At 37.1% G+C, this 26,008-nt stretch carries 24 protein-coding genes; 10 read left to right on the forward strand and 14 right to left on the reverse strand.

Annotated elements, in window-relative coordinates; translation table 11 throughout:
- Positions 1-180: 180 nt before the first annotated feature.
- The 3 genes from ACOVQ4_RS00465 to ACOVQ4_RS00475 all read right to left on the reverse strand — a co-directional run bounded on the left by ACOVQ4_RS00465 (position 181) and on the right by ACOVQ4_RS00475 (position 2,254).
- Entirely contained in the window at positions 181-876 is a 696-nt protein-coding gene (locus ACOVQ4_RS00465) for an SDR family NAD(P)-dependent oxidoreductase (RefSeq protein ID WP_421818711.1), read from the reverse strand.
- 297 nt (positions 877-1,173) lie between these two features.
- On the reverse strand, positions 1,174-1,875 hold the full coding sequence (folE, locus tag ACOVQ4_RS00470) for a GTP cyclohydrolase I FolE (protein ID WP_421818712.1): 702 nt from the start codon (positions 1,873-1,875) through the stop codon (positions 1,174-1,176).
- Entirely contained in the window at positions 1,835-2,254 is a 420-nt protein-coding gene (locus ACOVQ4_RS00475) for a 6-pyruvoyl trahydropterin synthase family protein (protein WP_421818713.1), read from the reverse strand. Before ACOVQ4_RS00475 ends, folE begins: the two co-directional genes overlap by 41 nt.
- 889 nt (positions 2,255-3,143) lie before the next feature.
- Between ACOVQ4_RS00475 and ACOVQ4_RS00480 the strand changes: the two genes are divergently transcribed.
- The 5 genes from ACOVQ4_RS00480 to ACOVQ4_RS00500 all read left to right on the forward strand — a co-directional run bounded on the left by ACOVQ4_RS00480 (position 3,144) and on the right by ACOVQ4_RS00500 (position 7,389).
- Positions 3,144-4,004, forward strand: a complete 861-nt coding sequence (locus tag ACOVQ4_RS00480; protein WP_421818714.1) for a sugar phosphate nucleotidyltransferase — start codon at positions 3,144-3,146, stop codon at positions 4,002-4,004.
- A gap of 144 nt (positions 4,005-4,148) precedes the next feature.
- Positions 4,149-6,194 (forward strand): (E)-4-hydroxy-3-methylbut-2-enyl-diphosphate synthase, encoded by a 2,046-nt coding sequence (gene ispG, locus ACOVQ4_RS00485; RefSeq protein ID WP_421818715.1) that lies wholly within the window; start codon positions 4,149-4,151, stop codon positions 6,192-6,194.
- Positions 6,195-6,264: 70 nt separating this feature from the next.
- Complete coding sequence (locus tag ACOVQ4_RS00490; protein WP_421818716.1) at positions 6,265-6,453, forward strand: DUF6728 family protein; 189 nt, start codon at positions 6,265-6,267, stop codon at positions 6,451-6,453.
- Positions 6,454-6,461: 8 nt separating this feature from the next.
- Positions 6,462-6,824, forward strand: a complete 363-nt coding sequence (locus tag ACOVQ4_RS00495) for an MmcQ/YjbR family DNA-binding protein (RefSeq protein WP_421818717.1) — start codon at positions 6,462-6,464, stop codon at positions 6,822-6,824.
- 43 nt (positions 6,825-6,867) lie between these two features.
- Complete coding sequence (locus tag ACOVQ4_RS00500; protein WP_421818718.1) at positions 6,868-7,389, forward strand: tetratricopeptide repeat protein; 522 nt, start codon at positions 6,868-6,870, stop codon at positions 7,387-7,389.
- 192 nt (positions 7,390-7,581) lie between these two features.
- Here the strand turns inward: ACOVQ4_RS00500 and ACOVQ4_RS00505 are convergent, their stop codons facing one another.
- The 3 genes from ACOVQ4_RS00505 to ACOVQ4_RS00515 all read right to left on the reverse strand — a co-directional run bounded on the left by ACOVQ4_RS00505 (position 7,582) and on the right by ACOVQ4_RS00515 (position 9,934).
- Positions 7,582-8,613 carry a hypothetical protein gene (locus ACOVQ4_RS00505; RefSeq protein WP_421818719.1) on the reverse strand — a complete coding sequence of 344 codons (1,032 nt, stop codon included), beginning with the start codon at positions 8,611-8,613 and terminating at the stop codon, positions 7,582-7,584.
- A gap of 103 nt (positions 8,614-8,716) precedes the next feature.
- Positions 8,717-9,070 carry a gliding motility protein GldC gene (gene gldC / locus ACOVQ4_RS00510; protein ID WP_421818720.1) on the reverse strand — a complete coding sequence of 118 codons (354 nt, stop codon included), beginning with the start codon at positions 9,068-9,070 and terminating at the stop codon, positions 8,717-8,719.
- A 135-nt stretch (positions 9,071-9,205) separates the two neighbouring features.
- Positions 9,206-9,934: a DUF4197 domain-containing protein gene (locus tag ACOVQ4_RS00515; protein WP_421818721.1), complete on the reverse strand. Its 729-nt coding sequence runs from the start codon at positions 9,932-9,934 to the stop codon at positions 9,206-9,208.
- Positions 9,935-10,211: 277 nt separating this feature from the next.
- Here ACOVQ4_RS00515 and ACOVQ4_RS00520 point away from each other — a divergent pair, with 277 nt between their 5' ends.
- Positions 10,212-11,450, forward strand: coding sequence for a competence/damage-inducible protein A (locus ACOVQ4_RS00520; protein WP_421818722.1), 1,239 nt, complete (start codon positions 10,212-10,214; stop codon positions 11,448-11,450).
- 102 nt (positions 11,451-11,552) lie between these two features.
- A complete protein-coding gene (locus ACOVQ4_RS00525) occupies positions 11,553-12,851 on the forward strand; it encodes a dihydrolipoamide acetyltransferase family protein (RefSeq protein WP_421818723.1) in 1,299 nt (432 codons plus the stop codon).
- 22 nt (positions 12,852-12,873) lie between these two features.
- Here the strand turns inward: ACOVQ4_RS00525 and ACOVQ4_RS00530 are convergent, their stop codons facing one another.
- The 7 genes from ACOVQ4_RS00530 to ACOVQ4_RS00560 all read right to left on the reverse strand — a co-directional run bounded on the left by ACOVQ4_RS00530 (position 12,874) and on the right by ACOVQ4_RS00560 (position 20,058).
- On the reverse strand, positions 12,874-13,554 hold the full coding sequence (locus tag ACOVQ4_RS00530; RefSeq protein ID WP_421818724.1) for an ATP-binding cassette domain-containing protein: 681 nt from the start codon (positions 13,552-13,554) through the stop codon (positions 12,874-12,876).
- A complete protein-coding gene (locus ACOVQ4_RS00535) occupies positions 13,547-14,488 on the reverse strand; it encodes a hypothetical protein (protein ID WP_421818725.1) in 942 nt (313 codons plus the stop codon). Before ACOVQ4_RS00535 ends, ACOVQ4_RS00530 begins: the two co-directional genes overlap by 8 nt.
- 119 nt (positions 14,489-14,607) lie before the next feature.
- Complete coding sequence (locus ACOVQ4_RS00540) at positions 14,608-15,369, reverse strand: acyl-CoA desaturase (RefSeq protein WP_421818726.1); 762 nt, start codon at positions 15,367-15,369, stop codon at positions 14,608-14,610.
- Positions 15,370-15,548: 179 nt separating this feature from the next.
- Positions 15,549-16,223: a DUF4159 domain-containing protein gene (locus ACOVQ4_RS00545; RefSeq protein WP_421818727.1), complete on the reverse strand. Its 675-nt coding sequence runs from the start codon at positions 16,221-16,223 to the stop codon at positions 15,549-15,551.
- A 26-nt stretch (positions 16,224-16,249) separates the two neighbouring features.
- Positions 16,250-16,951, reverse strand: a complete 702-nt coding sequence (locus ACOVQ4_RS00550; RefSeq protein ID WP_421818728.1) for a 16S rRNA (uracil(1498)-N(3))-methyltransferase — start codon at positions 16,949-16,951, stop codon at positions 16,250-16,252.
- A 257-nt stretch (positions 16,952-17,208) separates the two neighbouring features.
- On the reverse strand, positions 17,209-17,772 hold the full coding sequence (locus tag ACOVQ4_RS00555) for a hypothetical protein (RefSeq protein ID WP_421818729.1): 564 nt from the start codon (positions 17,770-17,772) through the stop codon (positions 17,209-17,211).
- An 81-nt stretch (positions 17,773-17,853) separates the two neighbouring features.
- Positions 17,854-20,058 carry a glutamine synthetase III gene (locus ACOVQ4_RS00560; RefSeq protein ID WP_421818730.1) on the reverse strand — a complete coding sequence of 735 codons (2,205 nt, stop codon included), beginning with the start codon at positions 20,056-20,058 and terminating at the stop codon, positions 17,854-17,856.
- A 572-nt stretch (positions 20,059-20,630) separates the two neighbouring features.
- Here ACOVQ4_RS00560 and ACOVQ4_RS00565 point away from each other — a divergent pair.
- From ACOVQ4_RS00565 to mtaB, 3 genes are all read left to right on the forward strand, one after another.
- Positions 20,631-21,644, forward strand: coding sequence for a glutamine synthetase beta-grasp domain-containing protein (locus ACOVQ4_RS00565; RefSeq protein ID WP_421818731.1), 1,014 nt, complete (start codon positions 20,631-20,633; stop codon positions 21,642-21,644).
- Between the two features lie 350 nt (positions 21,645-21,994).
- Positions 21,995-23,590, forward strand: a complete 1,596-nt coding sequence (locus tag ACOVQ4_RS00570; RefSeq protein ID WP_421818732.1) for an LTA synthase family protein — start codon at positions 21,995-21,997, stop codon at positions 23,588-23,590.
- Positions 23,591-23,624: 34 nt separating this feature from the next.
- Positions 23,625-24,980, forward strand: a complete 1,356-nt coding sequence (mtaB, locus tag ACOVQ4_RS00575) for a tRNA (N(6)-L-threonylcarbamoyladenosine(37)-C(2))-methylthiotransferase MtaB (protein ID WP_421818733.1) — start codon at positions 23,625-23,627, stop codon at positions 24,978-24,980.
- Between the two features lie 174 nt (positions 24,981-25,154).
- On the opposite strand, the gene ACOVQ4_RS00580 is transcribed toward mtaB, so the two are convergent.
- Entirely contained in the window at positions 25,155-25,745 is a 591-nt protein-coding gene (locus ACOVQ4_RS00580; protein WP_421818734.1) for a 3'-5' exonuclease, read from the reverse strand.
- Between the last annotated feature and the right edge of the window lie 263 nt (positions 25,746-26,008).

The following is a 26,008-nucleotide window of genomic DNA, read 5'->3' on the forward strand; positions in this document are numbered from 1 at the left end:
ACCGCCGAAAGCCGATACCTGAAAGCTTAAAGCACAATCTTAAACTTTATTTTGCATACTAACTTAAAAGTATTGGATTTCAGAGTGGTTTTAAAAAAATCAAAATACTCTTTGCCCTGTGCCTAATGCCTCCTTGCCTGTTGACTGTTTGCCTATTGCCTAAAAACTAGACTAACTTATTTATTTGATACTTCCCATTCCACCGTCTACTCCGATGATTTGACCTGTTGTCCAAGAGGATGCCTCACCAAGTAAAAACGAAGCAATTGAAGCAATATCCCCAGCGTTCCCAACTCTTCCCAGAGGATGTCGTTTATTCGAAGCATCCCTTTTTTCGTCAGTTGACAGTAAATTTTTTGCCAGCGGAGTATCCGTTAAGGAAGGTGCCACGCAATTTACCCGAACCTGATTCGAAGCAAGTTCTGCTGCCAAGGATTTTGTCAAACCCTCTACAGCACCTTTGGAGGCAGCAACAGAGGCATGAAAACCCATCCCAATTTTGGAAGCTACTGTACTAAAAAATACAATAGATGCACCTTCAGCCTTTTTAAGTTTGGGTAAAACTGCCTGTACAACAGCTACAGCACCTACCACATTTATCTGAAAATCATTCTTGAAATCATCCAAACTCAAACGATTAATTGGTTTGAGATTGATTGTACCAGGACAATACACAAGCCCATGCAATACATCAGGCAATCCCACAAAAGCACTAGCATCTGGTTGAGAGGCATCCCAATGCACATGAGATACTCCCTCTAAAGAAGGTTGATTTCTTGAGGCTGAAAAAACCACATGACCTTCTACCAACAACTGTTTGGCTACAGCTTCCCCAATTCCTGAACTTGCCCCTACTACTAAATAATTCTTTGACATATCTTGTTGAACATTTTAATATTAAACCTTAAACAAAAAAGGCATTTGAAGTATATAACCTCAAATGCCTTTTTTTGTTTGTAGAAAGTAACCCGAAAAGTGAGTATGAAGTAAAAAAACGTTATTCGTTAATAGTATATCGGTTAATTAAAGATATTCATAATCAAAAAATTATAGGCAAATTTTGCCTCAGCTATATTATTAGTTTAATCTTTCTATTACTTATTCAAATATTGCCCCTACCATACTATTAATTTAATCTCTCCTACTACTTACTAAAATTTGACAAACAAAATCTTAGTTTCCTACATATTTTAAAAACTCCTGACGAACACTTTCTTCCTGAAATTTGCCACCATAGTAACTAGTCACAGTAGAAGAAGTATCGTCTTTTACACCACGTGATGCTACGCACAAATGTTTGGCATCAATCATCACAGCCACATTTTCAGTACCAAGGATTTCTTGCAAATCTTTGGCAATCTGAACGGTTAAACGTTCCTGTACTTGTGGTCGTTTGGCATAGTGTTGAACGATTCTATTCAATTTGGATAGACCAATCACCTTTCCTTCAGCAATATAAGCAACGTGTGCTTTTCCAAAAATTGGCACAAAATGGTGCTCACAATTTGAGTAGAAAGAGATATTTTTTTCTACCAACATTTCATTGTATTGATATTTATTGTCAAACAATGCAACCGAAGGCTTATTTTTTGGGTCCAAACCACTAAATATTTCTTTCACATACATTTTAGCCACACGTTTTGGCGTACCTTTCAAAGAATCATCTGTCAAATCCAATCCTAAGGTTTCCATGATTTGTTTAAAATGATATTCAATCTGCGCAATTTTCTCTTCATCGCTCATCTCAAACGCATCCGCACGCATAGGTGTATCTACAGAAGTCGCAATGTGGTCATCGCCAATTTCTTCATCGGTCAGTAATAATCTACCATTATTATCCAACAGGGTATTCAACAAAGTTTCGTTCTGTTTCATATAATCTGATTTTAATATCCAAGTTTGGGCTTAGTTTGTTTCTTAGAATGTCGTAAATAACAATAGCAATATTCTCGGCAGAGGGATTCAAATCCTTAAATTCCTCGGTATCGAGGTTGAGATTTCGATGGTCAAACCTGTCCAAGATTTCGTTTTTGATGATATCACTCAGTACCTTCATGTCTATCACGTAGCCAGTTTCTGCATCTAATTCACCTATCACTTGTACGATCAGTTCATAATTATGACCGTGAAAGGTAGGGTTATTACATTTACCGTATACTCGCTCGTTTTTTTCGTCCGACCAATTCGGATTATGTAGACGATGTGCGGCATTGAAGTGTTCTTTGCGGAACACCGCCACTCGCTTTGCACTCATGGTAATTTTGCTAATTTAAAAGTGAATTTAGAGAATTCGGACATATCGGGCAGGATACATCCCGAGCTTTTGCTCCGATTGAAACAAACTATATTTTATCGGGGATTTAGTCATCAAGTTTAAAAGTCGTCTGAAAGGTTGTCAGCAACACTCTTAAACTAAATCGGCGAGTAGTTCTTTCATAAGGTCAAACTTTAAGTTGAATAAAAAGGTTTCGTTTTGTTTAAAAAATAATTTAAAATGTTAAACAAAATAAATACCAATTTTAGCACTTAATTGATACTAGCTGACCTACAATTATTTAAACACATAATCTTTCAAGATTGTTCAATGCAAATATTAATTATCAAAATGCATTTTCTAAACTCAAAGATACAAATCAATCATTAGAATTTTGGATAGAATCATCTAAATCTAACTGTAGTCTTCCTAAGCTTTTGGGAAACCATATTACATTTTCTCATTTTGTCCTGTAATCAAAAGCTGAAAGCCCAAACATATTCTCAAATTTGCTAGATATCTCTTGTAAAAATAGAATACCCTTTCGCCTTTTTTCTATTCCTAAAACTTGTAGCTCTCCTAAAATAGATGTTCTACCGATGAAAAGTAGCATATTTTTTGCATAGTGATGAAAATTACCTTCATTCGAAAACAGGATTGAGAAGTTAGCGCTTTGTTTTGTATGCAATCTACTGTATATGAAGCAATTTGAAATAATCGACCAATTTACACAGAAAACGAAATTTGGGGATATTAGAGTTTTTTAATTAGTTTAGGTAAAAAATAAAAACTATTCCTAAATTTGCGGTAATATATTACCTCGATTAGGAGGCTATTGAAGCACTATTATCAATCAATATATTGACTACTTTCATTGAGCATTTCTTATATGGCTAAATTATTAATCATGGCAGGCGGGATGTCTTCTCGCATGAAAAAAACAGACGGCGCATCAAATTTGGATGAAAAACTAATCGAGCAAGCAAACACGCTTCCTAAAGGTATGATTGGAGTGGGTAAAGATGGTCGTCCGTTTATGGATTATCTTTTATATAATGCACACCGTGCAGGGTACAATGAAGTTTTGATTCTGAAAAACCCAAAAGATACTGTTACTCAGCCATATTATGACAAACTGGCTCAAGAAGGTAAAGCTTGGGGTTTTACTTTCAAGTTTGCGACTCAGCATATAGCGCCTGATCGTGAAAAACCCGCAGGAACTGCTGACGCCATACAACAAGCTTTGGAACAAACACCCGAATGGAAAGGCGAGCGCTTTACCGTTTGTAATTCAGACAATTTATACTCGGTATCTGTGTTGACTCTTTTGAAAAATGCGGAAATTCCAAATGCTGTAGTTTCTTACAACGCGGATGCCTTGGGAGTTGAGCCAGAGCGTGTAAAAGCGTTTGCCATTATCAAAACAGATGACAATGGTAATTTGGTGGAGATTTTAGAAAAACCCAACGACGAACAAATTGCAGAGGCCAAACGTGTATCAGGTCAGATTGGAGTAAACATGAATGTGTTCCATTTCAAATATGATGATATTTTGAAATATGTACAGTCTGAGCCATTTAATCCGATTCGTAACGAAAGAGAATTGCCTAGTGCTGTTACCCGTATGGCAAAAGAAAACCCAGGTTTGGTAACCACTGTGCCTGTTGCAGAAAATGTACCTGACCTTACTTCTAAAGGCGATATTTCCTTGGTTCAGAAATATTTGGTGGATGAGTTTGGTGATTTCTAAAATAATCCAGCATATTTATAACCTTACTACCCCGACTGTTGTTATAGAAACAGTCGGGGTATTTTATTGTCAATCTACCAATAAGCCCTAAATTTGTGCCATCAATAGATTTGACACAAATTCAATCTTACATTTATTCTCGTTATGTCGAATAACTCTCAAATAGTGAACTTAATTGAAAAAGGGACGAAGTATTGTACCTCTCTTACCGAATATAAACGTCGTGAGACCATCTCTGTAAATATTGGAGATTTGTGGATGGGCTCTCAATACCCAATCCGAGTGCAATCGATGACTACCGTCGATACAATGGATACCATTGGGTCGGTAGAGCAAACTCTACGAATGGTCGAGTCAGGTTGTGAACTCGTAAGAATTACCGCTCCCTCTGTAAAAGAAGCTCAAAATCTTGAGAACATCCGCAAAGAACTTCGTAAAAGAGGTTGCCAAGTTCCTTTAGTCGCTGATATTCACTTTACACCTAATGCAGCCGAACTTGCAGCAAGATTAGTAGAAAAAGTTCGTATAAACCCAGGGAATTACGCCGACAAAAAACGCTTCGAAACCATAGATTATACTGAAGCATCCTACCAAGCAGAATTAGAAAGAATCAGAGATAAGTTTGTCCCACTCATCAAAATCTGTAAAGAATACGGTACAGCCATGCGTATTGGCACTAATCATGGTTCTTTGAGTGATAGAATTTTAAGCAGATACGGTGATACTCCACTTGGAATGGTTGAGTCTGCCTTAGAATTTTTGAGGATATGCGAAGATGAAAATTACTTCAATATAGTGCTTTCGATGAAAGCTTCGAATACACAAGTCATGGTAGAGGCTTATCGTTTACTTTGTAAAAAACTAGGTGAAGAAGGATTAAAACCCTATCCTTTGCATCTTGGCGTAACAGAAGCTGGCGAAGGTGAGGATGGCCGAATAAAATCTGCTGTAGGAATCGGAACTTTACTTGAAGATGGGCTTGGTGATACCGTCAGAGTGTCATTGACTGAGGACCCCGAATTTGAAGCACCAGTGGCTAAAAGCTTAATTGATAGATATACCCAAAGAGCAGAAAAAGCCATTGCTATTTCTACATGGAAACCCTCAGACTCAACACTCCCAGCTGAATTCGATTCACCAATAAATCCATTTCAATATGCTCGTAGAATCACAAGTGAGGTAGATGTATTTGGTGGTCATAATGTCCCTCGTGTTATTGCCGATTACTCACAGGTTGGCATCAATCAGCACGAAGATTTGAAAGCAATTGGTCATTTTTACTTACCAGCAACTGACAAATGGGCAATGAATGATTTGGGTGCGGATTTTGTTTACTCAGGACAAAAACCTGCTACATTCATGCTACCAATGGGACTAAAAGAGATTGTTGACTACAATATTTGGTCAGAGAAAAATTGCCCAGAAAATTTATTCCCATTGCTCAACATAGAGGCTATTTCTTTAGAAACAAAGCTCCATAATTCATTGAATTTCATAGCAGTTAGCATTGATAATCTAAAGTCTGAATTCATTAAAACCCTCAAGTCTTTACAGCAGTGCGTTTTAGTAATATCTACAAAAAATGAGCATGGAATGCCAGCGCTCAGACGTTTCTTTTTTGAACTAAACTCAGAGAATATCAACCTTCCTGTGGTCGTTTGGCGACAATATGAGAGAATGTCGAGTAGTGATTTTCAATTATTTTCAGCTACTGACCTAGGAGGATTATTAATAGATGGTTTCGGTGACGGAGTCATTCTTTCGATCCCTGACAATATTGATAATTCAGACTTCCAATCATTAGCCAAGACCTACAATTCAACAGCATTTGGTATTTTGCAAGCTGCCAGAACCCGCATGAGTAAAACCGAATATATAAGTTGTCCATCCTGCGGTCGAACCTTATTTGATTTGCAGGAAACAACTGCCATGATTCGAAAAAGAACAGACCATTTAAAAGGTGTCAAAATCGGAATTATGGGTTGTATTGTAAATGGCCCGGGCGAAATGGCGGATGCGGATTATGGTTATGTCGGAATCGGAAAAGATAAAATTGCGCTATATCGTGGCCAACAAGTTGTCAAAAAATCAGTCCATGCCGACCATGCTGTAGATGAGTTGATAGAATTAATCAAAGAAGATGGGGTTTGGTTTGAGCCTATTCAAAACGAAGAATTAGCAAGCTTTTGATGTAAAATAATCAGGACGGTTATTCATCATACATCTCATTAATTAATGTTTAACGATAAATTTTAAAGTCATGTCACGTCTTAAAAACCAATTCAATTTGGGTGAAGCTTTTGGTTATTTTCTCAGAGTTTTCTCAAAACCTGATCCTTCCAAACCCTCGAACTTCAATCTTAAAACGATGCATACTATCAACAAAATTTCAATTTTGATGTTTTTAGTTTGTTTAATCGTGATGCTTTATCGTGCATTTATCCGTTAACCGACTCGATGGATATAGAATATTTTAGAGAGTACTGTCTCGCCAAAAAAGGTGTTACCGAAGAGCTACCCTTTGGCCCAGATACGTTAGTATATAAAGTAATGGGCAAGGTATTTGCGCTTACTGGACTTGATAACGAAGTTTTTAGCGTAAATCTCAAATGCGAGCCAGAAAAGGCTATTGCATTACGCGAAGAATATTCTTTTATTATTCCAGGTTATCACATGAACAAAAAACATTGGAACACCGTTAATTTTGAAAGAACCCCTACAAAACTTGCCTCGGAGTTGATTGACCACTCTTACGAAATTGTGGTAGCTGGATTAACTAAAAAGATGCAGGTGGAGTTGGCAAATTTATCCAATGACTAATTTTTAATTTATCGTTATGGAATGGCTAGTCCTCTTTTTCTTTATGCCTTTTGTTCTAACCTTAATGTTTTTTAACTGGTTAGAAGAAAAATTTATTACCATAAAAAACAAGGAAAAACTTGAAGACGGAGAACACCTTATGCTTCACAGAAAGTATGACGAAGCCTTGACTTTCTTTACAGAAAAGGTCAAAAAATTTCCTAAGTCGGCCAAGGTGCATTATTATCGAGCTTTTTGTAATTTTCAATTAGGTAATTTTTATTCGGCTTTGTATGATATTGAACAATCGATTAGTTTTGACAATACTGTTGGCGATGCCTACATTATCAAAGGAAAAATACTATACAAATTAGAAGAGTACGATCATGCTTTCTTGGAGTTTGATAAAGCCGATTGGCATTTTAGGAGCGAAAACCCTACAGCACTCAAGTGGAGAGGAATTGCTAGATACCAACTTGGTCAAAAAAACAATGCAATTTTAGACTTTGAAAGAGCAGTTTTGTTAGGTGATGAAGACGCTGCCTATATTCTGCGGACAAGCTTCGAATACATTGATAAGATTTAAGGATTCGTGGTGTATCATACTAGGTTTTTTATAATAAATCGTATTTATTGAAATGATAAAAAAAGAGTTCAAGACCAAGCCTTGAACTCTTTTTTTATCATTTCAGGATTGCCTCCCCATTTTTGTGCATGAGTGATTTGGTTAGCATTTTGATTGCACAAGAAGAATCCCAATTATTGCGTCTCATTGGTTTTATTTCCCCTTCGAAGCCCAAACTGCCGCTTTGGCTAAAGCAGCTTTATCGGAAGTTCTTGATTTAACGAAATTGGCAAGAAAGGTATAACTAGCCTTGTCTGTTTTACTATCAACGATTGACTCTAAAATTTTGATGGCCTCCATTGCCTTACCTTCTCTAAATAATGCAGTAGCCTCTTCGCGAAAAACCCGAACGCCAATGGCCTTGGCACTAACACCTAATTTTGCGAGATTAGCCTTTACCTGAGCAATCTTGGCTGAAGAATACTTATTGCCTCTGCTAGAATACAGCGAGTACATAATGATATTTTCGGCTGTTTGCTTAACAAGATTTTTATCAAATTTTGCATTAAACTCTCCCAAGTGATTAATCATGTAGACAAATAAAGGATTCTCATCATCCATAATAGCCTTTTGCAAAACAGCAAAATTCACATTGCTGGTATACTGCGAACTTGGAATCGATTTGGCATAGGTTCTCAGAACGGTAATATTCATCGTGGTATCTTTCAAAATACGCGCCATATAGCCATAATCAATTAAAAAATTGGCAGTTCTATTACCGCTCTGGAAAATAGCCTTATAGGCCGTGGCTCTTTTCTGAGGATTAAGTGCCGTCATCGCAGCAGAAATCAATGCCTCTGGCGAATTGGTATTTTCGCCCATAATGGCCAAATGCATCAATTTTACATCTTTATCAAAAAACAACAAGGTAGGCGTTGAAGGAATCCAAATGTTTTGTTTTTGTAAAAATCCAGCAGCCTCAGGCGAAGTCATGTCGAGCTTATACGAAATATAATTTTTGTTATAAATATCGCCCACTTGTTGATTCTCGAAAGTTGGTTTAAATGCCATACAAACATGGCAGGTTGGCGCATATGCTTCCAAAAAAACAGCTTTATTTTGGACTTTTGCTATATCGAAAACTGTTCTTAAATTTCCACCTGAAATAAAGTTTACGCCACGTTGCGCAAAACCAGAAACACCGAGAAACATCAAAAGAACCAAACTTAGTAATATTCTTTTCATAAAAGATACAGGATAAAAGGTTGGGGAAAAGTCATTTTTAATCAATAAAAAAGCTGATTATGTTAGGATATCCCAGCATAATCAGCTTCTAGAACTCAGAAAATTAAGCTTGCTGTTGTTGAGCTGCCTTCATTTCTTCTTTTAGTGTTTGGCTCAAATCTCTGCATAAAACATCAATTTTACTGGCCATCGCTTCATCGCCAGTGGCACGAATCGTAGCTTCTGCGATGCTTCCCATCATCTCGATATAGAAACGTTTCATTTCAAGTACATCCATATCTTTGGTCCATAAAGGCAAAGCAAGCGTTCCTTTGTGGTAATGATCCCAAACCCCAATAAAGATAGATTTTGTTTCCTCAATACCTTCGTTAGGATTTTCGGTGGCCGTCCACTGGATTTGTTCTGGAATACTTTGGTCGTCTAAGCTTACTTGAAAATTGATTTCTGATTTTTTCATGATAAATTCTTCACCTGCCTACAAATTTGGCAAGTATGTATATTGGAAAATTAAAGCTTTCAGTTGAAACAGCAATTTCAAACAAAAAGTTTGTTTCACACAAACAAAAGCTAGCGACGAATTTAGCAAAAAAACCTAGTTAGAACCAAATACTTTTTTCAAAAGGTCTGTCACGCGAGCCGCAGGGTTCTCACGAATCTTTTGTTCTTCTTGTGCCACTAAAACAAACAAACCGTCAATGGCTTTTTGAGTGGCGTAACCTTTAAGGTCTGGATTCAATTTTTGAGCAGTAAATGGGATTTTATTGTAGGTAGTCGCAATATCGCCGTATAATTTGGTTGCACCTGTAGAGTTAATTGCCTCCTCCATGATGGGAGCAAATGCTTTTGTAAGCGCTTCCGAAGAGGTTCGCTTTAAGTACAGCGTAGCGGCGTCCTTTTCCCCCTTCAAAATACCCATGGCATCCTGAATAGTCATTTTACTGATAGCATCCACAAAAATAGGAACTGCCTGGCCAGCAGCTTTTTCTGCGCCCCTATTGAGCGTTGTAATAAACTTGTCGCACTCGCTTCCCAAACCAATTTGACGAAGTTTTGCTTCTACTTTTTGTGCTTCTGGTGGAAACAATAATTTGATTGTTTGATTTCCCAAAAAGCCGTCCAAGGCACTTGCCTGTGCTGAGGAGTTTTTGATACCGACTGTAAGAGCCTCCTTTAAGCCTTTCCCAATTTCTTCGGTGGTCAAACCACCTTTACTAGCATTTGAAATAACATCATTGGCTTGTTTTAAGATATTTCCAAGATTTTGAGATTGGCAGCTTGTTACAGTGCCTAATAGGCTAATGGCGATAAGGATTCTTTTCATAAATAAGATGTTGTTAATATGAATTGGGATGACAACCCACGATTACTTTTATTTTCAGACTTTAAGTATCTATTTAAGTAACAAAATCAGGGATTTTAATGTATACAATAATAAAATCTTTTTGGTTGTGCCCTTGATTTAAACGTCAAAAGCGATGAAAATGTGTAATTTTGGGCAAAAATAATGAATTCTTTACAGGGCGTCCCCTTCCGACCATCGTTTAGTTGAGCGAAAACTGATTTTTTTAGGTCCAAAAGCAACTTGAAACTTTTTAGTAATGATCAAAGCAGAAATAATCACAATCGGGGATGAAATCCTCTACGGTCAAATTACCGACACCAATACGCAATGGATTAGTGCTGAATTAGATAAGATTGGCATCAAAACAGTTAGAAAGTCATCTGTAGGTGACACCGAAGAGGCTATTCTAGGCATATTTACCGAGGCCACTAGCCGCGCCGACGTAGTGCTTGTTACTGGTGGTTTGGGTCCTACCAAAGATGACATTACCAAGAAAACTTTTTGTAAATTTTTTGGTACTGAACTGGCCATACATGAACAAGCTATGGCAGATTTAAAAGCTTTTTTCTTAAAACGTGGTCGTGAAGTTACAGGATTAAATAAAGGTCAAGCCGAATTACCCCTAAATGCAACCTATATCCACAACAAACTGGGAACTGCGCCAGGCATGTGGTTTGAGGCAAACGGTGTAATTTACATATCTATGCCCGGTGTACCATACGAAATGAAAGGGCTAATGACAGATGCTATTTTGCCTAAATTAAAAGAGCACTTTAAAACGCCTACCATCCTTCATCAAATTATCAGAACAGTTGGAATTGGCGAATCGATACTAGCAGAGAAAATTTCGGATTGGGAGGATGCCCTGCCAGAAAATATAAAGCTTGCCTACTTACCTTCGATGGGAAGTGTTAAACTACGATTGACTGGTTTTGGAGATAGTCTGGAAGTACTTCAGGCTCAAATAGCTAGTGAAGTTGCCAAATTATTACCCATCGCCGAAGAGTATATTTACGCTTTGGAAGATATCGAACTCGAAGTTGCCGTAGGAAGAATTTTAAAAGATAAAAAACTGACAGTATCAACGGCCGAAAGCTGTACAGGCGGATATCTTGCGCATCAATTTACAAAAGTGGCAGGCTCATCAAGTTATTTCTGGGGAAGCATTATTTCTTATGATAACTCAGTAAAAATAAATCAACTAGAGGTACTCCCAGCAACCTTAGCGCAATTTGGCGCTGTTTCAGAGGAAACTATCATCCAAATGGCTGAAAATGTTCGTAAAAAACTAGGAACAGACATTGGTCTTGCCACAAGCGGTATTGCTGGACCAGACGGTGGAACCCCTGAAAAACCTGTAGGTACGATTTGGATTGCCGTTTCAACAAAAGAACAAACTATTACACAAAAGCTTCAATTGGGAGGCTTCAGAGAGCAGAATATTCATTTAACTTCTATCAACATACTTAATTTATTGAGAAAAGTTTTGAAATAACTGTACAGTTTCGGATTTTCGGCCAATCGAGAAGTTGAGCACTTTAGCTTGGACAAAAGGAAAAAAATTTACAGCCAAAAACAAAACAAAAAACTTACAATTATGGCTCAAATTGAAATTATTATGCCCAAAATGGGCGAAAGTATTATGGAGGCCACAGTGCTCAGATGGCTCAAAAAAATTGGCGAGCGCATTGAGGCCGACGAATACTTACTTGAAGTAGCGACTGATAAGATTGACACAGAAGTTCCTTCTTCGCACAGTGGGATTATTAAACAGTATTTGGTCAACGAAGGGGAAGTGGCTGTGATTGGCAAACCCATTTGCATTATCGAGACTGAGGGTGAAGTTAGCCCTGAAGCAGCCCAAGAAACTATTGAAAAAGAAATCAACGAGATTCAGGCGCTTACAGGTATTAATCTCGACCCTACCAAACCAGCAAGCACAGAGGATATTTCTGTAGATACAAGTAATCGTTTCTACTCACCATTGGTAATGAGTATTGCTAATGAGGAAGGTATCTCATCACAGGAGCTATCTCAGATTGTAGGAACAGGATCGGAAGGTCGCGTAACTAAGCACGATATGTTGGCTTATTTACAAAATCGTAAAAATCCTGTTATTGCCCAACCAATTACCTCTGTACCTGTAGTCGAAGCGCCTAAATCTGCTCCAATCGCATTTTCTGGTCAGGACGAAATCGTACAAATGGATCGTATGCGTAAAATGATTGCCGACCGAATGGTTGATTCAAAACGCATAGCACCGCATGTAACGTCTTTTGTTGAAACAGATATGACAACGGTATCTTTATGGAGAGAAGGTATAAAAAACAGTTTTAAGAAAGAATACGGAGAAAATATTACCTATACTCCACTTCTCATAGAGGCTGTAGTAAAAGCCATTAAAGATTTTCCTAAAATCAATGCTTCTGTTGATGGTGACAAAATCATTTACCGCAAAAATATCAATATTGGTATGGCCGTGGCATTGCCTAATGGCAATCTGATTGTACCTGTTATTCACAATGCGGATTCTTATAACCTAATTGGCCTGACCAAAAAAGTCAATGATATTACGCAAAGAGCTCGAGAAAATAAGCTAAGACCCGAAGACCTTGAAGGTGGTACTTATACAATCTCTAACATTGGTACTTTCGGCAATATCATGGGTACCCCAATTATTATGCAGCCACAGGTTGCCATTATCGCATTTGGCGCTATTCAAAAGAAACCTGCCGTCGTAGAAACGCCACAAGGAGATATGATTGCGATTCGTCAAAAAATGTTTATCTCTCATTCTTACGACCACCGTGTTGTTGATGGTTCTTTAGGTGGTCAGTTCGTGAAAAGAGTTTCGGATTACCTGGAAGGATTTGATGCAAAAAGAAATCTAATCTAAACACAGTGCTTAGACTATATCCTCAAAGAAGTTGGTTCAAAACCTCTAGTTTGGACCAGTCTTCTTTGAGGATTTTTTCTACCTCACCAAATTCTTCTACAACAAAAGTTCGCTGAGCACGCCCATTCTTCAGCCAAAGGATTCTATCACAAACTCCCGTCAAAGTTTCCAAAATATGTGAGGTAAGTAAAATAGTTTTTCCTTTTGACTTCAATCTTAGGATAATTTCTTTCAAAATAAAACTAGCCTCCAGGTCTAAACCATTAAATGGTTCGTCTAAAAGTACAATTGGCCTATCCAAAAGCAAAATTGAAAGTAAGGCAAGTTTTTTCTTCATACCGGTTGAAAACTCATCAATTTCTGTATCCAATGGTATTTCCAGCAAATTTGCCCACATAGTAATGTCAAAAGAGTTCTTCTCATTGAGAAAAATACTGAGGTATTCCTCTGCGGTAAGATGTGCGTAAAAGAAATTTTGTGTTTCTAAAATTGATACCTCCTGCCCAGTAATCGCCTTGTCAAAATACATCACCTCTCCGTATTGAAGTGGCAGAAAGCCAGCAAGTAGGTTCATCAGGGTCGATTTCCCTGCTCCATTTAACCCTAAAATACCGAAGACCTCCCCTTGATTAACGTCAAAACTCAAGTCATTTAATACCTTATTTTTCTCGTAAAAAAATTTAAGCTGGTTTACGTTAAGCATAAAAGTAGGTTTTTAGATTTTGGATAGCTTTTGGATAAAATAGAATAAATAATACCAAGGAAATCGGGAAAAAGTAGGGTAAAAGTATCCCTAAAAAAATAAGTCCACTAATCACTTTACCCGAAGAAATTGAATGATTGGGGATATATGATTTGTATTTTATCAGAATAAATACAACAAAATTGAACCAATAAATAAGGCATAGCAAAAAATACGCTAGCCAATTTTCGGGATATTTCAAAAAATAGAAAAGAAGTATCGGAGACAAAAACTTTCCTAAAAATAATGAATGAGAAAGTAGTTTATCCCAGAGAAAATTTTTTGCCCTATTATGTCTGTATTTCAGAATCAATAAATTTTCACAGTAATCATAGCAACCTGCCAAACTCAATATGATTACCCCAATTCCAATAAATCCTGCCCATTGCCAAAAACCGATTATTATGGTTAAAAAGTATAACAAATACGTCAGCCACCCTCTTTGCCTAAAATTACTACGCCACTCAAACAAATGTTTCGGAATCCAAAAATGATTAATTCGTAACTTAAAAATTGTGATTGGAATTTTTAAGGAAAATCTTGTGACCAAAAACAATAGAATAAAAGCAATAACAGCGCTTAAAACTGTATGACTCCACAAGACAGTCCAGAGAACAAAAGGAAGTATAAAAAAAGTATATTCGAAGTAATAGATTCTCCAAGCTTTTTCTAAAAAAATCTGTTGAAGAATTCTTTTATCCTTTCTATGTTGATGATAACCCAGGCAAACAAAAGGGAGGATAAGTATCCAAGCAGGATAAATTTTTGAAAGACCAATTTGCTGAATCAAAATCCCAATTATCAATAAAATCGCCAAAATAGAATAAATCAATCCTGCTTTTTGGAGTATCGCTTTTAGTTGCCACGTTCTTAGTAAGAAAATTCTTTTAATCATAGACACTTTAGGTTATCAAACTTTACTTTATAGATGAGTCGAAAATGATTGATGAGAATTACAAAAAAAGGCAACTCATTTTGAATGAGTTGCCTTTTAGAAGAATAATATTTACTAGACTAGAACTTAGCGTCTGCAGGTTTTACGTTTGGACGGATAATTCTTAACCAAGTCAAAACTTTAATGACAGGATAAGTTGGGTCTATTTCATACCATTTAGCACCAAAGTTCATATTGTTTGGTAGCTTGTGGTGGTTATTTTGGAACAATTCACCCATCATCAAGAAATCAAAAATCAATGAATTTCTTGATTTGTCTTGATTGTCAAAATTTTGGTATCCATACTTGTGACCAGACCAGTTAACGATAGCACCATGAATTGGACCCATCAAGAAATGGATTGGCAACAAAAAGAAGAATGCCCAGTGCATATCGAAGTAAACATAAGCCACGATATAAAACACCGAATAGGCAATTCCCCAACCAAGGCGTGAAATCCAGCTATCCCCTAATTTTTCAATAAAGTTTGAATAAGGATAGTTGTGGTCAAAACGCTCTTCAATTTTTGTCTTACTATTCAACAGTGCATTGTAGATGTCTTTGGTTTTCCACATCATTGTGAATACGTTACTCGAAAAATGAGGTGAGTGAGGATCCTTCTCTGTATCGCTGAATGCGTGGTGCATTCGGTGTAAGATCGCATAAGCACGAGGGCTCAAATAAGAAGAACCTTGAGAAACGTAAGTCAAAAAATAGAAAAAACGTTCCCAGAATTTGTTCATCAAAAACATTTTGTGCGCCGAGTAACGGTGCAAAAAGAATGTTTGGCTAAATAATGACAAATACCAGTGAATAATAAATGCGGGTAATACCAATTGCATGTGTAAAAGTTGTTTAAATGTTACAGCAAATATACTCTTTGTTATCCTAAATTGTTTTTATCATTAATTATTCTGACAAATGTCATTTTTACATTTACTTTTATCAGGATTAATCGTATGCTTTTCAGGAAAAGTACAAATTTTCTACTTATGTTATGTTTAACTTTGGAGCCAAAAATCTAAAAAGAAGTCAGCGCAAAAGACAACAAATTTGCTCCCATTTGAAGCGCTCTTTGACGAATTGGCTCAGGGTCATTATATACGGATTGGTCTTCCCATCCGTTCCCCAAATCACATTCGTAGCTATAAAAACAAATCAGTCGACCTTCCCAAATCAGACCAAAACCTTGTGGTGCTTTCCCATCGTGTTCATGAACTTTGGGAAGTCCATTAGTAAACTTAAATTTTTGGGAATATATAGGGTGGTTAAAGGGTAATTCCACAAAATTAAGTTCAGGAAAAACCTTTTTCATTTCTCTACGAACGAATTTATCCAGTCCATAATTGTCATCGATGTGTAGAAATCCTCCACTGAGAAGATATTTCCGCAAATTTCTAACCTCCGAATCTGTAAATACAACATTGCCATGACCAGTCATGTGCACAAAAGGATAGGCGAATAATTCGGGGCTACCAGGCTCAACAATATCCTCCTCTGGGAAGATATTCATACGAAGATTGCTATTACAATATTTGATTAAGTTGCCCAAAGAAGTCTTATTACAATACCAGTCGCCACCTCCCCCATATTTCAACTTGGCAATCTTGAAAGAAGCCTGAGAGTACGATGGAACATGACCTAGGAAAAGTACAATTACGATGGTAGTAAAAGCAATATGTTTTAATCGTGTCATATTAGAGCGAATTCATTAATTTTATCTTATTGGTTAAGCAAATGTGCTGTATGACAAGCTACCAAACCAGCAGTTTCGGTTCTCAAACGACTATCCCCCAAGCTTACGGGCTTGAAACCTTTGGATAGGGCCTGCGTAATTTCTTCGGAGGAAAAATCTCCTTCAGGTCCAATCAACAAGCACACATGTTGGTTTTTCATCGGGATATTTTTCAGTAAGGTTCTTTCGCCTTCTTCCAAGTGTGCAATCAAATGAATATCTGCTTGAGGAAGGTTCTCAAGAAATGTTTTCCAAGATTGTATTTCATTTATTTGTGGTAAATAAGCTTTGAGCGATTGTTTCATCGCACCGATAGCTACTTTTTCAATTCTTGGGATTTTGATTTCCTTTCTTTCTGAATAACGGGTATAAATAAAAGATATTTCACTGATACCAATCTCTACACACTTCTCAACCATCCATTCTATTCTATCCAAATTCTTGGTTGGTGCAATCACCAAATGAAAATGGTAGGGTAATTTACCAAAGTCTAGCTTGGATTCTAAAATGCTAAATTCACATTTTTTATCATTTGCTTTTGAGATTTCACAACGATAAAGCCCACCCACGCCATCAATTACGTGTATTTCATCACGCTCTTTGAGCCTCAGAACCTTTATAGCATGTCTGGATTCATCTTCACTCAATTGTTGGAGTCTTTGTATTTCTGGTTGAAAAAATAAATTCATTAAACTTTAAGTAAATGTGCAAAATTAGATTTAAGTCGTCAGGCAATAGGCTTTAGGCCCTAAGCTAAATAAAAATAAAAGTTTTTTTATAAAATAATGAAACCCTTTTGCCTAGGGCTTACAGCCTCAAACACCCAAGATGAATCAAATTTTGCACGATAAATTAATATTTAACTTGATGCCATTGATTCCAAACAAACAAGGTCGCAAAAACTAAGTAATTAGCTTTGCGACCTTTATTTCAATGCATTCTCCAACTATTCGTCATGCGAAGTTTTGAAAGAATAAAGAGTAGGATCTAGTCGTACGCTACCTGTCAAGAAATCATCAACAAATTTGATTACTACCTCTTCTGTAATTTCGTCAACATTCAAACAAACATCTATTCCGATACCATATTCAAAATCCTCATCAATTTCGATATGCTCAGAAAGCTTAATTTCTTCGTTTTCTTCCATTTCGTCAATAACCTCAGCAATAAACAAATCTACCTCTTCGTCTAATGCCTCATCTGGCTTGTATTTAGCTGAGCGTTGATCCATTGGCACATATTTAGGAAATGATTTCACCGCTTTTTTCTCTGCGGCTTCAAACACCACACTACTGTAATGGAGGCGTAGGGTATAAAGTACAGCATCATAAATCACTTCTTGTCCTTTATATTCACCTACAAATTGAACATGTACAAACTCCTCAACATTGTCTGGTTCGTCATTTAGCTCATCCTCGAAGTACACAAATTTTTGACCAGCTTCTTGGCATTCTTGCTTCAATTGAGCGATTTCTGCTGGGTCAAACCCTAAATTTTTTGGTTGTGCCATAATTTTAACTTTAATAGATTTTCTTAATGTTTTGTCAAATATAAGAAAAATGCCCTCTATTTGAGAATAGAGGGCAAAAATTTATCGAATTAACAACAATTCACGATATTTTGGTAAAGGCCACTCATCGTCATCAACAATCAATTCAAGCTTATCTACGCAATAACGGATTTCTTCAAAATAGTTTTTGATTTTATCACTGTACATTTTGGCACGTTCGTAAGCATCCTCTAAGTTATTTGCCTCTTTACGAGCTTCGGTCATTTCATCTACTAATGTAGTGATTTTTGAGGTGTACTGCGAAATCTTCTTAATCATCTCGACCGTAGGCGCATAGTACTGTGGGTCGATTCCAATTTCTTTCTGCCCACGAACATTGTCTACCAATTGGGTTTGGTATTTTAATGAAGTAGATACCACGTGATTAATAGCCAAATCGCCCATTACTCGAGATTCGATTTGAACTTTCTTCATATAGTTTTCCAGTTCGATTTCGAAACGTGCGTGCATTTCGGTTTCGCTGAAAATGCTATATTTAGTAAATAACTCGATAGCAGAAGGCTCAATATATTTGGCCAAGGCTTCTGGCGTAGTTTTCAAATTTGACAAACCACGACTGGCTGCTTCTTCTACCCATTCGTCAGAATAGCCGTTTCCTTCAAACAAAATACGTTTGGTTTCCTTCACATATTTTTTCAAGACCTCTACAATAGCCAATTCCTTCTTAATACCTTTTTCGAGAATCACATCAACCTCTTCTCTAAATTTGATTAATTGATTTGCCATAATGGTATTCAAAATCGTCATTGGAGAAGCAGAGTTTGCAGAAGAACCCACAGCACGGAATTCAAATTTGTTACCAGTAAAGGCAAACGGAGAAGTACGGTTACGGTCAGTATTATCCAACAATAATGCAGGAATTTTGTTGATACCCAAACGTAGATACACGTTATCTCCTTTTTCCAACTTGATATCATTTAGGTCAGAAAGGTTTTCCAAATCATTAAGTACTCGTGTCATTTCGGTACCAATGAAAATAGAGATAATTGCTGGAGGAGCTTCGTTTGCACCCAAACGATGTTCGTTACCAGAAGTAGCAATAGAGGCTCTCAACAGGTCTGCATGATCGTGTACTGCTTTGATGGTATTTACAAAGAACGTAAGGAATCGAAGGTTTTCTTTTGGTTTAGTCGAAGGCCCCAACAAGTTAATACCCGTATCGGTACCCAAAGACCAGTTGTTGTGCTTACCCGAACCGTTGATACCCGCAAAAGGTTTTTCATGGAAAAGTACTCGTAATTTGTGTTTTGCGGCCACCTTATTCATTAGGTCCATCAACAAAGCATTGTGGTCACAAGCCAAGTTAACTTCTTCGAATGTCGGTGCTACTTCAAATTGAGCTGGCGCAACCTCATTGTGACGAGTACGTACTGGCATACCCAATTTCAAGGCTTCCAATTCAAAATCAACCATAAAGGCATTGATTCTTGAAGGAATCGAACCAAAATAGTGATCTTCTAATTGCTGACCTTTTGCAGGTGAGTGTCCGAATACCGTACGACCTGCCATCATCAAGTCTGGACGAGCATTATATAATGCTTCATCTACCAAGAAATATTCTTGTTCAGCCCCTAATGTTACCGTTACTTTAGATACATCACGACTAAAGTATTCATTCATTACTTTGGTGGCGGCCTTGTCTATCAACTCAATTGATTTCAACAGAGGAGTTTTGTAATCTAGCGCTTCACCAGTATAAGAAACAAATACAGAAGGAATACAAAGCGTGGCCGTACCAGCCGTGTTTTCCATAATAAAAGCAGGCGAAGAAGGGTCCCATGCGGTATAACCACGTGCTTCAAAAGTAGAACGGATACCTCCATTCGGGAATGAAGAAGCATCTGGCTCTTGTTGAACCAAGGCACTACCTTTAAATTTCTCGATAGCCTTACCTGTATGGGTTACATCAAAAAACGCATCATGTTTCTCTGCGGTTGTACCCGTCAGTGGTTGAAACCAGTGAGTATAGTGTGTAGCACCTTTAGAAAGTGCCCAAGATTTCATCGCTGCTGCTACCTCATCGGCCGCCTCACGGTCTATCTTCTTCCCATCTTGGATAGCATTGGTAATTTTGAGATATGCTTCTGGACTAAGGAGCGAACGCATCACTTCGTCATTGAAAGTATTACTGCCATAAAAGTCAGTTACCTTTTCAGTCGGCACTTTAACAGGCACAGGCTGGCGTGACTGTGCTAATTCAAGAGCTTTAAATCTTGCTATTGCCATAATTTGAAAATGTGAATTTTGGTTGACAAAATTGTTTGCGTTCCAAAAATAGACAATAGAATCAGAAAAACAATCATGATTTTTTTGAATACCCCTATAAATACCTATTTCAAATTTTGTTATTTATCAAAATACTCGTTGATTTTTATATACTTTATCTAAAATAATTGCATTATTACTTTAAACCATGTTTGAAAATAACCTGTAATAAGAAAAAAAACATGAAAATCTGACCATTTAGGCTTAAGTACAAACTATCATTAAGATATAAAATAAAATCTTTGAAGAAAAAATTGTACTTTTTCAATAAATGTAGAAAATATTTTGCATATTTCTTTTAATACAAAATAATATCTTGTACTTTTGAATATCACAAAATAAAATTCGCAAGAAGGAATATTTAGGCATTTATGCAGGTAGTAATTTTTACTTAAAACTGACGAATGCAACCAAATAGGTTAAATTTTAAATCTTTTTTGAAATTTTTTTTGTATTTTTCTCATAAACTAGTTTATATTTGTACCAAGAATTACGAAATAATTAACCAATCAATAAAAATCAGTTAAATTATCATGGCAAAAGCAAAACTTGAGTATATCTGGTTAGATGGATACAAACCAACTCAGAGTCTACGTAGCAAAACTAAGATTGAAAACAATTTTAGCGGAAAATTAGAAGACTGCGACATGTGGTCATTCGATGGTTCATCAACAGAGCAAGCTCCTGGTGGTTCATCTGACTGTTTATTGAAACCTGTTTTTATTTGTGCTGACCCAGCTCGTAAAAATGGTTACTTGGTTATGTGCGAGGTATTGAACGCTGACGGAACTCCACATGAGTCTAACGGCCGTGCAACAATCGAAGACGATGATAATGATTTCTGGTTTGGATTTGAACAAGAATACTTCTTGTGGAATCTTGAAACTGACAAACCGCTTGGTTTCCCTGCAAAAGGTTACCCTGCTCCACAAGGTCCTTACTACTGTTCAGTAGGTGCAAAAAATGCTTACGGTCGTGATATCGTAGAAGAGCATTTGGACATCTGTTTGGAAGCTGGTTTGAACGTAGAAGGTATCAACGCTGAGGTTGCTGCTGGTCAGTGGGAATTCCAAATCTTCGCTAAAGGTGCTAAAGAAGCTGGTGACCAAATTTGGGTTGCTCGTTATTTATTGGAAAGATTAGGCGAAAAATATGGTGTAGCTATCAACTGGCACTGCAAGCCTCTTGGCGCAACTGACTGGAACGGTTCGGGTATGCACGCTAACTTCTCTAACACAGTATTGCGTACATGTGGAAGCAAAGAAACTTACGAAGTTATTTGCGAATCATTCCGCCCTTATGTTGCAGAACATATCGCCGTATATGGTGCTGACAACCACTTGCGTTTGACAGGTAAGCACGAAACTCAGTCTATCGACCAATTCTCATTTGGTGTATCTGACCGTGGTGCTTCTATCCGTATCCCAATCGCTGCTGTAGAAAAAGGATGGAAAGGCTGGTTGGAAGACCGTCGTCCAAACTCTGCTGCTGACCCTTATAAAGTTGCAGCTCGTATTATCAAAACTGTTAAAACTGCTAACGTTTAATCAGCAAAACGATATACCAAAAGCCCACCCTCAAGGTGGGCTTTTTTATTTGTGCTTACTTCCAAAATATTTGTAAAATGGACGTACCTTTGCTGAAAAATTTATAGCCCGTGTTAGAAAGATTGTACTTTATAGTGAGATATTACCTCTACTGGATTATCTACTTTATCATCAGCAAAGAAGTTTTTGTGCTTTATCATTTCAATAAATTCCATGCACTCGATAGTTTGACCCAATTTAAAATCTTTTGTATAGGTCTACGTTTAGATGCATCCTTTGCAGCTTATCTTAGTATCTTGCCATTTACTTTGTTGGCTTTTGCAATAAATTCTAAAACTCAAAGGCCAATTTTGAGTTTTATAAAATACTTTACTTATCTCTGCATCGTCATTTGTACGCTAATTGTCACTATTGATTTAGAACTCTATCGTGCTTGGGGATTCAGGATAGATGCCACACCATTAATGTATTTGAGTAATCCCAATGAAATGATGGCCTCAGCAGGTGCTTCTCCCATTGGGCTATTAGTTTTCATCTGGCTGGTTATGAGCTCAATAGCCATCATGGCATTTCATTTTCTCTTTCAAAAAATACATTACGAAAAACTTCCTTGGCTCAATTTCCCAATTGTGCTGTTTGTGGCAGCCGCCCTTATCATCCCAATTCGTGGTGGTTTACAACTAGCGCCAATCAATCAGAGTGCGGTTTATTTTTCAAATAAGCTATTTGCAAATCATGCGGCAATCAACCCGCTTTGGAATTTTGCAGATTCTTGGTTCAATAAAACAGCGGATAAAGGAAATCCTTATCAATATTTGCCTACCAAAGAAGCCGAATTAGAAGTAGCAAAAACTTTGCAAACTAGCTCAGCATCGACTGAATATGTTATAGATACAACGATTAAAAAACCCAATGTGTTAATCATAACTTGGGAAAGTCTAACGGCAAAAGTATTTGATAAAACTGGCGGATTGAAAGGAGTTTTGCCAGAATTAGGTAAAATTGCTGATGAAGGTATCCTCTTCAGGAACTGTTTTGCTAGTGGCGACCGTTCAGATAAAGGATTGATTGCCATTTTGAGTGGATTTCCGGCCCAACCAACGGCCAGTGTAATGACTATGCCAAAGAAAACGGCTCATTTGCCAATATTGAGTCAAGATTTTAAAAAACAGGGATACTATACCGCTTGGTATTATGGTGGAGAACCCGAATTTGCCAATATTAAATCTTATATGCTAGCGGGTGAATTCGACCAACTGATTACCAAAGAAAATTTTGACGCAAAGGATATGAACTCCAAATGGGGAGCACACGACCATGTGGTTTTCAATCGACTATTACAAGATTTGAATAAGCAAAAAGAGCCTTTCTTTGTCAATTATTTTACCCTGAGTAGTCATGAACCCTTTGAAGTACCCATGGAAACGGTTTTTAAAGGGGATGATATGAAAGATAAGTTTATCAATGCTCATCATTATACGGATAGAAGTCTAGGTAAATTTATCGCTGAAGCGAAAAAACAAGATTGGTGGAAAAATACTATCGTCATCATTGTCGCAGATCATGGCCATCCATTACCCAAAGACGATAAAAAAATCGACAATTTTCACATTCCAATGATTTGGACTGGTGGTGCATTGAAGGTTAAAGGAAAAGTAGTCGATTCGGTTTGTTCCCAAAATGATTTGGTGGCTACGCTCCTAGCACAGCTTCGTATGCGCAATCCAGCGTATCAATGGTCAAAAAATATATTTCAACAAAATTATCAACCATCGGCATATTATGTTTTCAATGATGGTTTTGGTTGGGTAGCTCCAACAGGAAATTTTGCCTTTGACAACCAAGGTAAAAACCTTATCGAAACCGCAGGAAAAGTCGATTCAAACCTTGTAAAACAAGGAAAAGCATATCTTCAGTTATCATTTCAAGCATTTTTGAATTTATAGCTGTAACTTTGCCAAATAGATTTCAAAAAGATTTATGCAAAATACTGAGAATCACACGGATAAAAAGAAAGTCGCCTTTTATACCTTGGGCTGTAAATTGAACTATTCGGAGACATCAACGATTTCCCGAATGTTTGAATCGAAAGGGTATGAAAAGGTAGAGTTCAATCAGAAACCCGATATATTTATCATCAATACTTGTTCGGTTACCGAAAATGCCGACAAGAAATGTAAAAAAATTGTCAAAGAAGCCAACAAAATTAATCCCGATGGCTACGTGACAATCATTGGTTGTTATGCCCAACTAAAGCCTCAAGAAATTGCTGATATTGAGGGTGTAGATGCTGTTTTGGGTGCAGCAGAGAAATTTCAGCTGATTGATTTATTAGATGGTTTTGTAAAAGAACCGAGCGGACAAAAAGCCAAGGTTTATAACCAGAATATCGAAGAGGCCATTGATTATCATACCTCTTATTCTTTGAATGACCGTACACGTACTTTCTTGAAAGTACAAGATGGTTGTGATTACCCATGTGCCTATTGTACGATTCCTTTGGCACGTGGTGCTAGTCGCTCCGACAGTATTGCAAATGTGGTAAAGGCAGCGCAAGAAATTGCAGCAAGTGGCGTAAAAGAAATCGTCTTGACAGGTGTGAATATTGGGGATTTTGGTTTACGTAATGGCACAAGAGAAGAAACATTCTTCGATTTGGTCAAAGCACTTGACGAAGTAGAGGGAATCAACCGCTTTAGAATCTCGTCTATCGAACCCAACTTGTTGACAGATGAAATTATCGCATTCGTAGCGCAGTCAAAACGCTTTGTACCGCACTTTCATATCCCATTACAATCGGGATCTAACAAAGTTTTGGGCTTGATGCGTCGTCGTTACAAAAGAGAATTGTATGTAGATAGAGTTCAAAAAATCAAAGAACTCATGCCTGACTGCTGTATTGGCGTTGATGTCATTGTAGGGCACCCTGGCGAAACAGAAGAAGAGTTTTTGGAGACTTACAATTTCCTAAATGAACTTCCTATCAGTTATTTGCACGTATTCACTTATTCAGAACGTGAAAATACAACGGCTTTGAGCATAAAACCTGTAGTTCCGCAAAGTAAGCGCGCAGAACGCTCTAAAATGCTTCATATTTTATCAGACAAAAAACGTCGATATTTCTATGAGCAACAATTAGGAAAAAGCTTTGAAGTGTTATTTGAAGAAGATGTAGAGGACGGTCAAATGCAAGGCTTTACAGAGAATTATGTTAGAGTGACTGCCAAGTACGACCCACTCTTAATCAATGAAACTAAGCAAGTTGCCTTGGTAAGCATTAATGAAAAAATGCTAGTTGAAGTACAGGAAGCAGAAGTATTATTCGAAAGTCATTAAAACAAAAAAGGCTGTTCAGAGTTGAGCAGCCTTTTCTTATAACAAAACAAAACCACAAGAAACCAAACTTGTGGTCTGTAAAGATAATCAATATTCTTAGAATAATACTAACAATCGGCGAATTTTCTCAAAATTGTTCAATTACTCATTTTATCATTTATATTCAGTAGATTTTTATTGACCTCTGTCTTTAGGAAATCTTCTTTTCTTATAAAATCTCGGACGCGAAGGTGCATAAGAAGCAATAATCTCATACACATCGTTAGTTCCTATTTCTTCAGCCATTCTTAATAATAAAAGCGCACTCACCTCCGCATCCTCCATGGCATTATGATGATTAAAACGATGGTTAAGTTTGTTGGTGGCCAGCGTATTTAGACCATAACCTGGTTCCTCTTTCCAAATTTTTTTTGACAACTCCAAAGAGCACAACGACGCATATCTAATTGGCGGAATGCCATATAAATCCAGAACGGTACTCAGCACCCCAAAATCAAACTTGCCATTATGTGCCACTAAAGTAGTATTTTCGAGATAGGGCTTAATTTCTGGCCATAATAGGTCAAATGTTGGTTGTTCTTCCAACATTTCAGCCGACAAGCCATGTACACGGAATTGATAATAACCCACCTCAAAAGGCTCAGGTCGAATCAACCATTCTTTTCTTTCCGTAATCACGCCATTTTCGACTTTGACTGCCCCCAAAGCACACGCACTACTTTTACTATTATTGGCAGTTTCAAAATCTATTGCAGTAAAATTCATACTAATAACATCTTCTTCAGAAGGCTCAAATGCTTTTCACAAAGCAAAATCAATAAACCAAAATCATTCAATTTAAAATAAGTTTCTGTTCTCTATAAACGCAAATATCGGAAAAAAGGAGCGAAAATGGTAGAAAATAGATAGCTGATTCTAGTAACAGGTCGGATTGTGCGAATAGTTTTAGTTATATAAACCCAAATAATAAGTTTTCCTAAACGAGAACTTCTTGAGATTGGTGGAGAATGGGATATTTTTTACTTTAG

The organism is Flectobacillus sp. (assembly GCF_049240685.1).
Lineage (GTDB): Bacteria > Bacteroidota > Bacteroidia > Cytophagales > Spirosomataceae > Flectobacillus.

Excerpts from the sequence above, each read along its gene's own strand:
- ACOVQ4_RS00465 (WP_421818711.1), bottom strand. The coding sequence starts at position 876 with ATGTCAAAGAATTATTTAGTAGTAGGGGCAAGTTCAGGAATTGGGGAA.
- folE (WP_421818712.1), bottom strand. The coding sequence starts at position 1,875 with ATGAAACAGAACGAAACTTTGTTGAATACCCTGTTGGATAATAATGGT.
- ACOVQ4_RS00475 (WP_421818713.1), bottom strand. The coding sequence starts at position 2,254 with ATGAGTGCAAAGCGAGTGGCGGTGTTCCGCAAAGAACACTTCAATGCC.
- ACOVQ4_RS00480 (WP_421818714.1), top strand. The coding sequence starts at position 3,144 with ATGGCTAAATTATTAATCATGGCAGGCGGGATGTCTTCTCGCATGAAA.
- ispG (WP_421818715.1), top strand. The coding sequence starts at position 4,149 with ATGTCGAATAACTCTCAAATAGTGAACTTAATTGAAAAAGGGACGAAG.
- ACOVQ4_RS00490 (WP_421818716.1), top strand. The coding sequence starts at position 6,265 with ATGTCACGTCTTAAAAACCAATTCAATTTGGGTGAAGCTTTTGGTTAT.
- ACOVQ4_RS00495 (WP_421818717.1), top strand. The coding sequence starts at position 6,462 with ATGGATATAGAATATTTTAGAGAGTACTGTCTCGCCAAAAAAGGTGTT.
- ACOVQ4_RS00500 (WP_421818718.1), top strand. The coding sequence starts at position 6,868 with ATGCCTTTTGTTCTAACCTTAATGTTTTTTAACTGGTTAGAAGAAAAA.
- ACOVQ4_RS00505 (WP_421818719.1), bottom strand. The coding sequence starts at position 8,613 with ATGAAAAGAATATTACTAAGTTTGGTTCTTTTGATGTTTCTCGGTGTT.
- gldC (WP_421818720.1), bottom strand. The coding sequence starts at position 9,070 with ATGAAAAAATCAGAAATCAATTTTCAAGTAAGCTTAGACGACCAAAGT.
- ACOVQ4_RS00515 (WP_421818721.1), bottom strand. The coding sequence starts at position 9,934 with ATGAAAAGAATCCTTATCGCCATTAGCCTATTAGGCACTGTAACAAGC.
- ACOVQ4_RS00520 (WP_421818722.1), top strand. The coding sequence starts at position 10,212 with ATGATCAAAGCAGAAATAATCACAATCGGGGATGAAATCCTCTACGGT.
- ACOVQ4_RS00525 (WP_421818723.1), top strand. The coding sequence starts at position 11,553 with ATGGCTCAAATTGAAATTATTATGCCCAAAATGGGCGAAAGTATTATG.
- ACOVQ4_RS00530 (WP_421818724.1), bottom strand. The coding sequence starts at position 13,554 with ATGCTTAACGTAAACCAGCTTAAATTTTTTTACGAGAAAAATAAGGTA.
- ACOVQ4_RS00535 (WP_421818725.1), bottom strand. The coding sequence starts at position 14,488 with ATGATTAAAAGAATTTTCTTACTAAGAACGTGGCAACTAAAAGCGATA.
- ACOVQ4_RS00540 (WP_421818726.1), bottom strand. The coding sequence starts at position 15,369 with ATGCAATTGGTATTACCCGCATTTATTATTCACTGGTATTTGTCATTA.
- ACOVQ4_RS00545 (WP_421818727.1), bottom strand. The coding sequence starts at position 16,223 with ATGACACGATTAAAACATATTGCTTTTACTACCATCGTAATTGTACTT.
- ACOVQ4_RS00550 (WP_421818728.1), bottom strand. The coding sequence starts at position 16,951 with ATGAATTTATTTTTTCAACCAGAAATACAAAGACTCCAACAATTGAGT.
- ACOVQ4_RS00555 (WP_421818729.1), bottom strand. The coding sequence starts at position 17,772 with ATGGCACAACCAAAAAATTTAGGGTTTGACCCAGCAGAAATCGCTCAA.
- ACOVQ4_RS00560 (WP_421818730.1), bottom strand. The coding sequence starts at position 20,058 with ATGGCAATAGCAAGATTTAAAGCTCTTGAATTAGCACAGTCACGCCAG.
- ACOVQ4_RS00565 (WP_421818731.1), top strand. The coding sequence starts at position 20,631 with ATGGCAAAAGCAAAACTTGAGTATATCTGGTTAGATGGATACAAACCA.
- mtaB (WP_421818733.1), top strand. The coding sequence starts at position 23,625 with ATGCAAAATACTGAGAATCACACGGATAAAAAGAAAGTCGCCTTTTAT.
- ACOVQ4_RS00580 (WP_421818734.1), bottom strand. The coding sequence starts at position 25,745 with ATGAATTTTACTGCAATAGATTTTGAAACTGCCAATAATAGTAAAAGT.